The following is a 12,282-nucleotide window of genomic DNA, read 5'->3' on the forward strand; positions in this document are numbered from 1 at the left end:
CGCGGGACGGGGATCAACAGTTCTTGTGTCCAAAATGCCGTGACGCGGGGGATTAGCTGGCCGCGCGCAAGACATCCAGAAAGGCGGCGCCGAAACGCTCGGCACGGCGCTCGCCCAGCAGCCGTTCCAACGCCTGCTCGTCGCTGTCGCGCAACTGGGCGACCTTGGCGAGCTGCGAGGCAGAACAGCTGAGCGGCTTGTCGGTTCCGCCGGACCCGCGCGACAGTTCCGCCTGCACCTCCAGCAGCTGGTCATAGACCGTGCCCGCCGCCCGCCCGGCGAGCTTGCGGCGCATCGGGTGGACCTCGCCGGTCTGGGCCCCGGTGATCACTTCGAGGAACATGTCGCCGTAGCGCTCCAGCTTCTTCGAGCCGACGCCGCCGATCCGGGCCATCTCGTCCAGAGTCGCGGGGCGTTTCTCGGCCATTTCGACGAGGGTGCGGTCGTTGAAGATGACATAGGCGGGCACGCGGGCTTCCTCGGCCAGCGCGCGACGTTTGGCTTTCAGCGCCGAGAGCAACGGCGCGTCTTCCTCCGACACCAGTTCCTTCGCGGCGGGGCGGCGCGTCGCCGCCTTGGACAGCGAGTCCTTGCGCAGCAGGATCTCGGCCTCGCCTCGCAGGATCGGACGCGCGGCCTCGGTCATGCGCAGGGCGCCGTGCCGCTCGGGATCGGGTCGCACGAGGTCGTGACCCATCATCTGCCGGAACACGGCCTGCCACTGGCGGCGGTCGTATTCCGTCCCGACGCCGTAGGTCGGCAGTTCATCGTGGCGGCGGGCGCGGATCTTGTCGGTCTCGGTCCCGGTCAGGATGTCGATCAGGTGACCCGATCCGAACCATTCCTCGGTGCGCAGGATCGCCGAGAGCGCCTTGCGGACGGCTGTCGTGGCATCGAAGACCTCGGGCGGTGTTTCGCAGAGGTCGCAGTGACCACAGGCCTCGGCAGTCTCGCCGAAATAGCCAAGCAGCTTCTTGCGGCGGCAATCCAGTGCCTCGGCAAGGCCCAGAAGGGCGTTCAGCCGGGCATGGTCGGCGGCACGGCGTTCCGGTGGGGCGAGCCCTTCGTCAATCTGCGCGCGGCGCAGGCGGATGTCATCCGGGCCATAAAGCGTCAGCGTTTCTGCAGGTCCGCCATCGCGCCCGGCGCGGCCGATCTCCTGGTAATAGGCCTCGATGCTCTTGGGCAGGTCCGCGTGGGCGACCCAGCGAATGTCGGGCTTGTCCACGCCCATGCCGAAGGCGACCGTGGCCACCACGATCAGCCCGTCCTCGCGGGCAAACCGCGTCTCGACGATGCGCCTGTCCTCGGCCTCCATCCCGCCGTGATAGTGGCAGGCGTTGTGACCTTCCTTGGCCAGCGCCTCCGACAGAGCTTCGGTCTTGGCACGGGTCCCGCAGTAGACGATGCCGGACTGCCCCTTGCGGGCGGCGGCAAAGCTCAGGATCTGCTGGCGCGGGCTGGTCTTGGCGCCAAAGGCAAGATGGATGTTCGGGCGGTCAAAGCCGCGCAGAAAGGTGTGGGGCTGTTCGCCATCGAACAGCTTCTCGACGATCTCAGCCTGGGTTTCCGCGTCCGCCGTCGCGGTAAAGGCCGCGACTGGCACGCGCAACGCCTGCCGCAGTTCCCCGATGCGCAGGTAGTCGGGGCGGAAGTCATGGCCCCACTGGCTGACGCAATGGGCCTCGTCCACCGCGACGAGGCTGACACCGATCCGCCGCAGCATGGTCATCGTGGCGCCGGAGGCAAGCCGCTCGGGCGCGAGGTAGAGCAGCTTCAGATCGCCCGACTCGAGCGCGGCCCAGACGGCGTCGTTCTCTTCCGGCGTGTTGCCCGAGGTGAGCGCACCGGCGCTGACACCGGCCTCCTGCAGGGCGCGGACCTGGTCGCGCATCAGTGCGATCAGCGGCGAGATCACCAGCGTCACGCCGCCGCGCAGCAGTGCGGGCAGCTGGTAGCAGAGCGACTTGCCCCCGCCCGTGGGCATGATGGCCAGCACGTTGCGCCCCGCGGTCACCGCTTCGACGATTTCGCCCTGTCCGGGGCGGAACGCATCGAATCCGAAGACATCGCGCAACAGCGCCTTCGCGTCTGACATGGGGGCTGGGCCTTGGTTTGTGTTCTTGTCTGCTCGTTAGCAGTCAGTCTCACACACTAAGAATCCGTGAACAAGAGTCCCGAGCCACAGGATATGGGATTTTCTCGCGTCCGGCGGGAGGTCGCGCAGAGGGCGCGCCCTCAGTAGAACACGTAGGCGTTGTTGATGAGGATGATCCTGATGGCGGCGACCGCGATCAGCACCACCAGCGGCGCGAGGTCGAGCCCACCCATCGGCGGCAGGATGCGCCGGACCGGACCATAGATCGGTTCCAGGATGCGGTTCAGACCGTACCAGACCTGGCGCACGAAATCCTGATGCAGGTTCAGGATCTGGAAATTAATCAACCAGCTCATGATCACATGGGCAATGATGATGAACCACACGATGTTGAGGACCATCATCAGGATCTGGAACAGAGACGTCATCGGCGGTTTCCCTTTGCAAACGTCAAATGACCTAAGCGCCACAGGCGAAAAGGGCAAGGGTTTCGCGGCCCGGAATTGCTTGATCGGTCAAGGGTTCCGCTGTCATATCGCCTCAAAACGAAGCGGGGCAGACATGGCAGAGATCTCTCGGCGCAAACGCATCTGGGGCTGGTGGTTCTTCGACTGGGCCAGCCAACCCTACCACACCCTTCTGGTGACCTTCGTCTTCGGACCCTATTTCGCAGGGGTCGCAGCCGATCATTTCGTCGCGACCGGCCTTGCAGAGGCGGCGGCGGACGCCAAGGCCCAGAGCACCTGGTCGCTCTGCCTTGCCGTCACGGGCCTGATCATCGGGCTCGGCGCCCCCCTGATCGGCGCGCTCGCCGATATCTCGGGCCGACGGATGCGCTGGATCGTCGCCTTCTGCCTCATGTACGTCGTCGGGTCCTACGCCCTCTGGTGGGCGACCCCCGACGCGGCCAACATGTGGTGGAGCCTCGTCGCCTTCGGGGTCGGCTTCATCGGTGCTGAATTCGCGCTGATCTTCATCAATGCTCAGCTCCCGGATCTCGGTAGCGAGGAAGAGGTGGGCGAGATCTCGGGCTCGGGCTTTGCCTTCGGCTATCTCGGCGGACTGGTCTCGCTGGCGCTTGTCCTCGCGCTGCTGGTGGAGCAGGGCAACGGCAAGACTCTTGCGGGCCTTGCCCCGGTCTTCGGCCTCGATCCGGCGCAGATGGAAGGCACCCGCGCGGTCGGTCCCTTTACTGCCATCTGGTTCGCCTTGTTCATGGTACCCTACTTCCTGTGGTTCCGCGACCGTCCGCCCACTGGCATCAGGGCCAGCTTTACCGGCGCGGTGCGGCTGGTGCTCGCCTCCATCGCCCGGCTCAAGAACCGGGTCAGCCTCGCAACCTATCTCGGCTCCTCGATGCTGTACCGCGACGCGCTGAACGGTCTCTACGGCTTTGGCGGCGTCTATGCGCGGCTGGTGCTCAATTGGGAACTAACAGCGATCGGCATCTTCGGGATCGTGGCGCTGATTTCCTCCGCGCTGTTCTCGTGGATCGGCGGCAAACTCGACAAGCGTCTGGGCCCCAAGCCCGTGATCGTCGGCTCCATCATCGTGCTCATGCTGGTCTGCATCGTCATCGTCGGCATGTCGCGCGAACAGCTGTTCGGCATGCCGCTGGCAGAGGGGTCGACGCTGCCCGACGCCATCTTCTTCGGCTGCGGCGTCCTGATCGGCGGGCTGGGCGGGGTGCTGCAATCGGCCAGCCGTTCGATGATGGTGCGCCACACCGACCCAGAAGCGCCGACCGAGAATTTCGGGCTCTACGGACTTTCCGGTCGCGCCACCGCCTTCATCGCGCCCTCCCTCATCGGGCTGGTCACGGCGGCAAGCGGGAGTGCGCGTATCGGCGTCGCGCCGGTGATTGCCCTCTTCGCAGTCGGTCTCGTTCTGCTAGTCTGGGTGAAAGCAGAAGGAGACCGCACCGGATGAGACTGCCACGCCTGATCGCCGCCAGCCTGGCAATCCTGACCATGCTGGCGCCCGCACAGGCGGAACCGCTGGCCAAGCAGCTCTTCGGAGCCAAGCCGCTGCCTTCGCTCCAGACCCCTGCCGCATATGGCGGCTATTCCAAGGGCTGCATGGCCGGGGCGATCATGCTCCCCGAAACGGGCCCTACGTGGCAGGCGATGCGCCTCAGCCGCAATCGCAACTGGGGTCAGCCGCAGATGATCGACTTCATCCGCGATCTCAGCGCCTTCGCGGCAAAGCAGCCCGGCTGGCAGGGACTCTACATCGGCGACATCAGCCAGCCGCGCGGCGGTCCGATGATCTCGGGCCACCGCAGCCACCAGCTGGGCCTCGACGCCGACATCTGGATGCTGCCCGCCTCGCGCATCAACCTCACGCGCGACGAGCGCGAAAAGCTCTCCTCCATCGACGTGACCCGCAACCGGGAAGCCTTTACCAACGACAACTGGAGCCGCCAGCACCACCAGATCCTCAAGGCCGCGGCCAGCGACCCGCGCGTCGCACGCATCTTCGTCTCGGCGGGGGTCAAGTTGCAGATGTGCAAGGACGAGAAGGGCAACCGCGCCTGGCTGCGCAAAATCCGGCCCTGGTGGAAGCACAACTACCATTTCCACGTCCGCCTCGCCTGCCCCAAGGGGATGCGCGCCTGCGAGGATCAGGACACGCCTCCCCCCGGCGATGGCTGCGACGAGGCCCAGACCTGGGTCAACAACATCCTGAACCCACCGCCGCCCCAGCCGCGCGATCCGAATGCGCCCAAGCCGCAGCCGCGCCGCGAATACGTGCTGGCCGACCTGCCCAAGCAATGCGTCGGGGTGCTCAACTCCAACTGACGGCGCGATTGACAGCAAGGACCGATTCCGTCTAGACGCCCCTCTGCTCCGCCACACCGGCGCGGGCCAAGTCGCCGCTACCTTGTCAAAACGGGCATACAGACATGAATCGCACCCATCTTCCCGGCATTCTTGCCATGGCCATCATCGTGGTGGCCTCCAATATCCTCGTCCAGTTCCTCTTTGGCCAATGGCTGACCTGGGGCGCCTTCACCTATCCCTTCGCCTTTCTCGTCACCGACGTGATGAACCGGGTCTACGGCGCCGGTCCCGCGCGCCGCGTGGTCCTTGTCGGCTTCCTCGTCGGCATCGTCTGCTCGCTGATCGGCAGCCAGATCGTCGGCGAATTCGGCCCGCTGGTGACCTTCCGCGTCGCCATCGCCTCCGGCCTCGCCTTCCTGCTGGCGCAGATGACCGACATCGGCATCTTCTCCGCGCTGCGGGGTGGGGCATGGTGGCGGGCGCCGCTGGTCTCCACCGTCGTCGGTTCCGCCCTCGATACCGCGATCTTCTTCTCGCTTGCCTTCGCCGCCGCCTTCACCTGGATCGAACCGGGCAACGATGTGTCCTGGGCGAACGAGGCGCTGCCGCTTCTCGGGGTCGGTCCGATGGTGCCGCTCTGGGTCTCGCTCGGCTGCGCTGACTGGCTGGTGAAGATGTCCCTGGCCCTCATCGCGCTGGCGCCGTTCCGGGTCATCGTGCGCCGCCTGCAGCCCGCGACAGCCTGACGTCCGGCACCATCCGGGGCAGGCGTCGTTCAGGCGCCTGCTGCCAATAAATTGTGCATCCTTGCCACGCCGCCTCAAATGCTAGGGGTGGTGTGGATATTTTCATTTTGCGCGAGTCGCCTTCTGTGGCATGCTGAGCCTAACAGCAACCCAGCGAAAGGAGGTGATCCAGTGTCTAGAAAGGTATTGGAGAAAGGTGTCGGGACAAGTTGGGGGGCGATCTGCTAGGGCAACCCTTACCGGGGAAGCCTCCTGGACTTGACTGGACTAGGTCTAACCGACCCGCCTCCAGGCTACTTTCGATCAGGGCCGTCCCTCACGGGCGGCCCTTTTTGATGTCTTCCGCCTCTGATAACACCCCGACATGCTGCGCATTACCGACACCATCGCGATTCAGGACTGGGAACTGACCGAGCAGTTCGTCCGGTCCTCCGGCCCCGGTGGCCAGAACGTCAACAAGGTGTCGACGGCCGTGGAGCTGCGGTTCGAGGCCGAGCGCTCGCCCAGTCTGCCGGGCCCGGTCAAGACCCGCCTCAAGCGTCTCGCGGGGCGGCGCTGGACCCAGACCGGTGCGCTGGTGATCCAGTGCGACGAAACCCGCAGCCAGGCCCGCAACCGCGAGATTGCACGCGACCGACTGGCCGAACTGATCCGCAAGGCGCTGGAAAAACCCAAGCACCGCATCGCGACCAAACCGACCAAGGGCTCGGTGCGCCGCCGGCTCGATGCCAAGACCCGCCGGGGCGAGGTGAAGTCCCTGCGCGGTACGGTCAAGCCCGGTTCGCAGGCTGAATGACCCGCGCGCGCCGAATGGCGCTTTTCTCTACCCCGCACCGCCTCTAGGGTCCGCGCGAAGACGCGGTGCGCCCTGCATCTTCCTTTTGAAAATACTCCGGGGGTCCGGGGGCAGAGCCCCCGGCTTTCCGGCCAGACAAGACCACAGGAGCTCTCCCATGATTCCCGGCCCGCGCAACCTGATTACCGATGTCCCCGGCCTGCGCGTCGGCAATGCCCGGAATGACGCGATCAAGACCGGGACGACGGTCCTGACCGCCGACCAGCCCTTCGCTGCCTCGGTGCATGTGATGGGCGGGGCGCCCGGCACGCGCGAGACGGACCTGCTGGCGCCCGACAAGTCGGTGGCCGAGGTCTCTGCTCTGGTGCTCTCGGGTGGCTCCTCCTACGGGCTCGACGCCTGCTCGGGCGTGGTCGACGGCCTGCGCGCCGCCGGACAGGGCTTCCGCATCGGGCCGGCGCTGATTCCGCTGGTGCCGGGGGCGATCCTGTTCGACCTGCTGAACGGTGGCGAGAAGGACTGGGACGAGAACCCCTATCGTGCCCTCGGTCGTGCCGCCTACGAGGCTGCCGCGCCCGAGTTCGAGCTCGGCACCGCGGGTGCGGGCACCGGAGCGCTCACCGCCATGCTCAAGGGCGGTCTGGGCTCTGCCTCCTTCGTGCTGGAGAACGGTGTCACGGTCGGGGCGCTGGTCGCCGCCAACCCAGTTGGCAGCGCCACCACTCCGGGCGAACGCCATTTCTGGGCCGCGCCCTTTGAGATCGACGGCGAGTTCGGCGGGCTTGGCACCGATGGCGCCGCCGGTCTGGGGCGCCGTCTCGACAGTCGCAAGGCGCAGGCCGCACGCGAGCGGGCGAACACGACCATCGCGATCGTGGCAACCGACGCGGCGCTGACCAAGGCGCAGTGCCAGCGCATGGCGGTGGCCGCGCATGACGGCATCGGCCGGGCCATCGTCCCCGCGCACCTGCCCGGCGACGGCGACCTTGTCTTCGCGGCCAGCACCGGGGCAAAGCAACTGGCCGATCCGCACATGGAGCTGGGGCTCATCGGCCACGCGGCGGCGCTCTGCCTGAGCCGTGCCATCGCACGGGCGGTCTACCTCGCGCGCCCGGCACCCGGCGACCTGCTGCCCTGCTGGAGCGAAGGCTAGGAGAGCGGTTCCGCGTCCGGGGGTGGCAGCCGCCGGATGCGGACGATCACCGCCATCACGGCCACACCCGCGGCAAAACCTCCAGCATGGGATTCCCAGGCCAGCGCGCCGTTTTCCAGCACCCACATGATCAGGTTCATCGCCGAGAGAAAGGCGACGTCGCGCAGGATCATCAGCCAGCGGACGCGCCCCGGCGCAACCGCCCGCCATTCCTGGAACCGCCAGGCGCCCGCCAGCCCGAACAGGGCGCCCGAGGCCCCGACCATAGGGTTCAGCGCATCGCCAAGCAGGGCAAAGCCGATGCCACCGCCGATGGCGGACAGCAGGTAGAGCGCAAGGAACCACCAGCCGCGCAGCCATGTCTCGTTCAGCTGCATCAGGTAGACCAGCGCCACCATGTTCCCGGCCAGGTGCCACCAGCCGGAGTGCAGGAACGAATAGGTCAGGAACATCAGCCAGGGCTGCGCCGTGTAGTTCGGCCGCCAGTTGTCCAGCAGGCCGGACCAGAAGGCGCCGTACTGGTAGGCGAGCGGGCGCAGGCGCGGGGGAACGCCCCAGCCCTGATCCGAGGCGATCAGCAGCAGTTCGATGAGGGTCGGCAGGACGAGAAACAGCAAGAGCAGCGGAACTGGCAACCACCAGCGCGGGCCCGATCCGGTTTCGTGTTCGTGCGTTGCCATGTCCAAGCGATGGCTGGTTTTTGGTAAAAGAACAAGAACCTATGCATGCGCCAGCGGCAGCGGGCCGGGTTTTCGCAGTCCCGAAACCGGTTTGGTCCCCTCGGACCCGATTGGACGATTGCCCCGAGGGGCGGCAGTATGAGAACGTGACAGGGCGTAGTCGAGAGGAGCGAGATGGCACGGTGGGCCTGGGGTTATCTTGTTGCTGCAACCGTTGTGCTGGGCGCGGGACAGGGAGCGGCCCAGACGCTCGAGTTGCGCATGTCCGACCTCGCGCCCTCGCCGGTACCGGGCCTGCTGATCGCGCCGAACCTCGAACTGCCGGAGGGAGAAATGCCGGAGGCCGCCAGCACCCAGCCGCTCGGCGCCTCGCTGCTGAACTCCTACGTGGCGCAGGGGAGATCCGCCGGTTTCGCCGGTCTGCTCTACGAGAACCGCGACCGTGATCACTCCACGCTGCCCCGCGAACGGTTCCCGGGCCTCACCTTCCTGACCTACGCGCCCGAACTGAAGAAGGGCGACTGGGACTACGGCCTTGCCGGACGGGTCGCGATTGGCTTGCCGCTGATCGGCAACTCCTCCACCGCGCTGACCGGAGGGATGACGCCACGCAGCCAGCCGCGCTATGCCATGACGATCGAGCCCGGACCCGAGGTGGCCTACTTCCAGTACAAGTCGAACAGTCTCTACGTCTATCCCGAGCACCGGGACCACGATGACCGCGACCTGTTCCCGGCCAACTGGCCCTACTGCGTGATCAGCCAGGGTTCGTCGTCTTCGGACAAGCCCTTCATGGATGCCCTGTTGATGACGCTGGCGGCCTTCTCGACCGAGACACGGGCGCGGCTGGAAGAGGAGGGGCTGATCGCGCCGACGCTCCAGATGATCCTGCGGCGCAACCTCGAAGACGTGAACCGCGACGCCGATTACCTGACCGCGCGGGCGCATCCCACGGTGTTCGACGGCAACGACATCCGCCCGGAGCGGATGATCGCACAGGCCGCGGATATGCAGCCGGGCGACATTCCCCCGATGGTGCGGCTCTGGGTCGAGAAGGAGGATTTCGCGTCGTCCGCCGGTCTGCTGGGCCGTGGCGAGCAGTTGTTCACAACGCCGTCCGCCATCGCGCGCATCTGGCGGGATTTCGCGTGGGAGCGTGAGATGGTCGTAGACGCCGGCCAGACCAAGGATCCGAACGGGCGACCGCTGCAGTTCCACTGGCGAGTCGTGCGCGGAGAGCCGGGTAAGGTGATCATCGAACCCGAGGACGAGGAGGGCAGGAGGGCCCGCATCCGGATCGCGTGGCATGACGACTTTCTCGTGCCGGGGCAGAGGCCCGGCGCCACCTCGTCACGTCTGACCTCACGCGTCGATATCGCGGTCTTCGCCGACAATGGCGTCAACATCAGCGCCCCCGCCTTCATCTCCGTTGTCTTCCCGACCCAGCAGCAGCGCACCTACGAGGCGGACGAGGACGGCGCCATGCGGCTTATCTCGCTCGACTACGACGCGGAGAGCCGGGGCGCGCCCTACGACCCGATCCTCTTCTGGTCGGCCCCGTGGGTCGACAGGTTCCACTATGACAGCGAGGGCCAGCTGACCGGTTGGACCCGTGACGAGGGCGGGGAAAAGCGCGAATTCGACGCGACCGGGCAGCCGGTCTCCGGCGAGTCGGTGAGCTATCGCATTGCCGACCACGAGCAGAACAAGGTGGTAATCGGCGACAACTGACTCCGCTGGCCGTCAGACCATGCGGATCACGTCCTTTTCGATGGCGAGCATGTAGCCGCGCCGGGCGATGTTCTTCACCAACAACTCACTGACCATCTGGTTGCCGAGCGTGTCGCGCAGCCGCTTGATCCGCGTGGCGCCCGCGCTCTCGTCACAGTCGGCGGCGTCGCGACCCGAGATCATGGCCTCGATCTCGGCACCCGACAGCACCTCGTCGTCCAGCCGCGCCTCGGCCAGCACTGACAGCGTTTCCATCGCCGCAGCGGTCAGCTTGAAATCGAGGTTGTTGAGATAGACCGTGTTCTCTTCGCGGCTGATCAGCAGCGAGTTCACCTGAATGCCGGTGCGCTCGATCTCTCCCATTCGGCGGTTGAGGGCCACCAGCATCACGAGGAAGACCAGCGCCGCAACCAGCAGGGCGGTGGCAAAGATCATCAGCACGAAAATCACCATCCGGTAGCTGGACAGCGTGTCGGAAAAGGCCGTGCCCGACTGCGCCAGGATCTCGAGCAGCTTGATCTCGGCCTGGGTGGTCAGGTCGTTGTTCTCGATGAACAGCCGTTCGACCCGCAGGTTGAACGCGTTCGCATCGGGAAGGGTCAGCAACAGGAACCCGCCGGCGGTGGCCAGGATCACCACGATGGCGGCGAGACCGAAGGCGACGATCCGGTTGGCCGAGCGTCGCGAGTCAGAAACGGAGAAAGAAGTTTCCTGCATTGGCCTTTCTCCCTTCCAGACCCTCGGGGCCGAACACCGAAAGGACGTTCAGCAGTTTCCAGCCATTGGCCTGAAGGCGCGCGGACACCTCGGATTTGGCCGGGCCCGCCTTGCAGGGCCCCTGCAATTGCATGACCCCATAGTGCAAGCGCAAGGGGTTGTCCTGCTTGGCCTTGTAATCGGCAAAGCATTGCGCGGCAGAGGCCGGTTGGGCGGTAGCCGCGAGGGTGGCGATGGCCAGCATGAACAGGAGGTGTCTCATGCCCGCACCCTGCGCCGGAAATCGCAGATATTCAATAACCACGGGGTTTTGGCGCGTTGTTATCCGATAGCAAGGGGGCGTTATTGCCTGTCTTCGGGGGCAGGGCACAGGTTGGTCTCATCGCCCGGTCATGCGGATCGGTGCAGTTGACCAAGACCTGTGAAAGGAACATCACGATGCCCCGTATCTCGCACCGGAACTTCATTACCCTGATCCTCTCGGCGGCGCTGGCCGTGACCGCGGTCGGGGCGCCCGCCCGGGCCGACGGCGACGACCTTGCCAAGGCGCTCGCGGGGATCGCGGCGCTGGCGATCATCGGCAAGGCGATCCACGACAGCCGCGACGACAACGACAAGGTGACCCACAACCCGCCGCCCTACTGGAACCAGAATGGCGGCTATCCCTACTACCACGTCCCGCAGTATCCGACCTACAAGCCGCAGCCCTATCCGGCCCGGCCCTGGCCGACCCAGCCCCGGCCGCTGCCGCCGCAGGTGTCGCGCATGGACCTTCCCGCGCAGTGCCTGCGCAGCTTCGAGGTCAACCGCAAGACCGTCCGCCTGCTGGGCGCGCCTTGCCTGAGGAACAACTACCGTTACTCGGGGTCTCTGCCGAAAGCTTGCGAGTTCAGCTTTTCTAATCGTGACGGCAGACACACCGGGTACGAGCCGCAATGCCTGAGGCAGCGCGGTTACAGGGTCGCCGCCCGCTGACGGCGACTGCGGCGCCCGGACGGGCACCGCCACCTTCGGGAGGTCCTTCGGGGCCTCCCTTTTCTTTTGGCCCCTGCGTTGCCGAAAAGACTCGGCCAGCTTTCATTGTCGCCTGACCGGTCCGTTTTTGCTGCTTACCTTGGGTTAATCGAATTACTCTATCAGGGCTGCCGCAGGACAATGGAGAAGACGATGAATCCGATATCCTCGGTCGGCCTGTCCGACATCACCACCATTCGGGGCAAAAGCGCCGAGTCCGTCGGGCACATGGCCAAGGATGCGGTTACGCAGGCCAGGGAAGCCGGGGTGGACCTCCCCCGCAATGCGCAGGGCCTCGCCGCATCGCAGATCGCCAAGGGCGCCGATTGGGAAAGCGTCTTTGCCGCGCAGATCGCGGAACTCGTCGAACCGGTCGAAACTAGTGTGGAAGAGGCCACCGAAGGCTACGAGGCCGGCGCGCTGGCCGGGGAGGCCACCGAAGAGTCCGATGACCCCACTGCCGGTACCATCGTGACCGACCTTGTCGGCACGGGAACCGGGAGCGAGGAGGAAACCGCCCTGATGCTGCTGGAAACGGCAGGCCAGGTCGACAGGCTGGTCTGA

At 66.0% G+C, this 12,282-nt stretch carries 13 protein-coding genes; 8 read left to right on the plus strand and 5 right to left on the minus strand.

What is annotated here, in order from left to right; genetic code table 11:
- Positions 1-52 precede the first annotated feature (52 nt).
- The gene (recQ, locus tag DDT93_RS10355; RefSeq protein WP_109465708.1) at positions 53-2,098 is read right to left on the minus strand and encodes a DNA helicase RecQ; all 2,046 of its coding nucleotides are present in this window, start codon (positions 2,096-2,098) and stop codon (positions 53-55) included.
- A gap of 140 nt (positions 2,099-2,238) precedes the next feature.
- Complete coding sequence (locus DDT93_RS10360; RefSeq protein ID WP_109465709.1) at positions 2,239-2,526, minus strand: YggT family protein; 288 nt, start codon at positions 2,524-2,526, stop codon at positions 2,239-2,241.
- Positions 2,527-2,659: 133 nt separating this feature from the next.
- On the opposite strand from DDT93_RS10360, the gene DDT93_RS10365 reads away from it, so the two are divergent.
- The 5 genes from DDT93_RS10365 (at position 2,660) to DDT93_RS10385 (ending at position 7,576) form a co-directional block, all read left to right on the plus strand.
- The gene (locus DDT93_RS10365; protein ID WP_109465710.1) at positions 2,660-4,027 is read left to right on the plus strand and encodes an MFS transporter; all 1,368 of its coding nucleotides are present in this window, start codon (positions 2,660-2,662) and stop codon (positions 4,025-4,027) included.
- On the plus strand, positions 4,024-4,899 hold the full coding sequence (gene mepA / locus DDT93_RS10370; protein ID WP_109465711.1) for a penicillin-insensitive murein endopeptidase: 876 nt from the start codon (positions 4,024-4,026) through the stop codon (positions 4,897-4,899). Before DDT93_RS10365 ends, mepA begins: the two co-directional genes overlap by 4 nt.
- A gap of 104 nt (positions 4,900-5,003) precedes the next feature.
- A complete protein-coding gene (locus DDT93_RS10375) occupies positions 5,004-5,627 on the plus strand; it encodes a queuosine precursor transporter (RefSeq protein ID WP_109465712.1) in 624 nt (207 codons plus the stop codon).
- A gap of 364 nt (positions 5,628-5,991) precedes the next feature.
- Positions 5,992-6,423: an alternative ribosome rescue aminoacyl-tRNA hydrolase ArfB gene (gene arfB, locus DDT93_RS10380; RefSeq protein ID WP_109465713.1), complete on the plus strand. Its 432-nt coding sequence runs from the start codon at positions 5,992-5,994 to the stop codon at positions 6,421-6,423.
- Positions 6,424-6,580: 157 nt separating this feature from the next.
- The gene (locus DDT93_RS10385; protein ID WP_109465714.1) at positions 6,581-7,576 is read left to right on the plus strand and encodes a P1 family peptidase; all 996 of its coding nucleotides are present in this window, start codon (positions 6,581-6,583) and stop codon (positions 7,574-7,576) included.
- On the opposite strand, the gene DDT93_RS10390 is transcribed toward DDT93_RS10385, so the two are convergent.
- The gene (locus DDT93_RS10390; protein ID WP_109465715.1) at positions 7,573-8,256 is read right to left on the minus strand and encodes a rhomboid family intramembrane serine protease; all 684 of its coding nucleotides are present in this window, start codon (positions 8,254-8,256) and stop codon (positions 7,573-7,575) included. The two genes, DDT93_RS10385 and DDT93_RS10390, sit on opposite strands and share 4 nt — an antisense overlap.
- A gap of 174 nt (positions 8,257-8,430) precedes the next feature.
- Here DDT93_RS10390 and DDT93_RS10395 point away from each other — a divergent pair, with 174 nt between their 5' ends.
- Positions 8,431-9,987: a hypothetical protein gene (locus tag DDT93_RS10395; protein ID WP_109465716.1), complete on the plus strand. Its 1,557-nt coding sequence runs from the start codon at positions 8,431-8,433 to the stop codon at positions 9,985-9,987.
- 12 nt (positions 9,988-9,999) lie between these two features.
- Here the strand turns inward: DDT93_RS10395 and DDT93_RS10400 are convergent, their stop codons facing one another.
- Together DDT93_RS10400 and DDT93_RS10405 are read right to left on the minus strand one after the other, a co-directional pair.
- Positions 10,000-10,704 carry a winged helix-turn-helix domain-containing protein gene (locus tag DDT93_RS10400; protein WP_109465717.1) on the minus strand — a complete coding sequence of 235 codons (705 nt, stop codon included), beginning with the start codon at positions 10,702-10,704 and terminating at the stop codon, positions 10,000-10,002.
- The gene (locus tag DDT93_RS10405; protein WP_109465718.1) at positions 10,676-10,966 is read right to left on the minus strand and encodes a hypothetical protein; all 291 of its coding nucleotides are present in this window, start codon (positions 10,964-10,966) and stop codon (positions 10,676-10,678) included. Before DDT93_RS10405 ends, DDT93_RS10400 begins: the two co-directional genes overlap by 29 nt.
- Before the next feature lie 176 nt (positions 10,967-11,142).
- Between DDT93_RS10405 and DDT93_RS10410 the strand changes: the two genes are divergently transcribed.
- Entirely contained in the window at positions 11,143-11,679 is a 537-nt protein-coding gene (locus DDT93_RS10410) for a hypothetical protein (protein ID WP_109465719.1), read from the plus strand.
- Between the two features lie 192 nt (positions 11,680-11,871).
- Entirely contained in the window at positions 11,872-12,282 is a 411-nt protein-coding gene (locus tag DDT93_RS10415; RefSeq protein WP_157960136.1) for a hypothetical protein, read from the plus strand.

The sequence above is a fragment of the Albibacillus kandeliae genome, assembly GCF_003116585.1.
In the GTDB taxonomy this organism is placed as follows: Bacteria; Pseudomonadota; Alphaproteobacteria; order Rhodobacterales; family Rhodobacteraceae; genus Albibacillus; species Albibacillus kandeliae.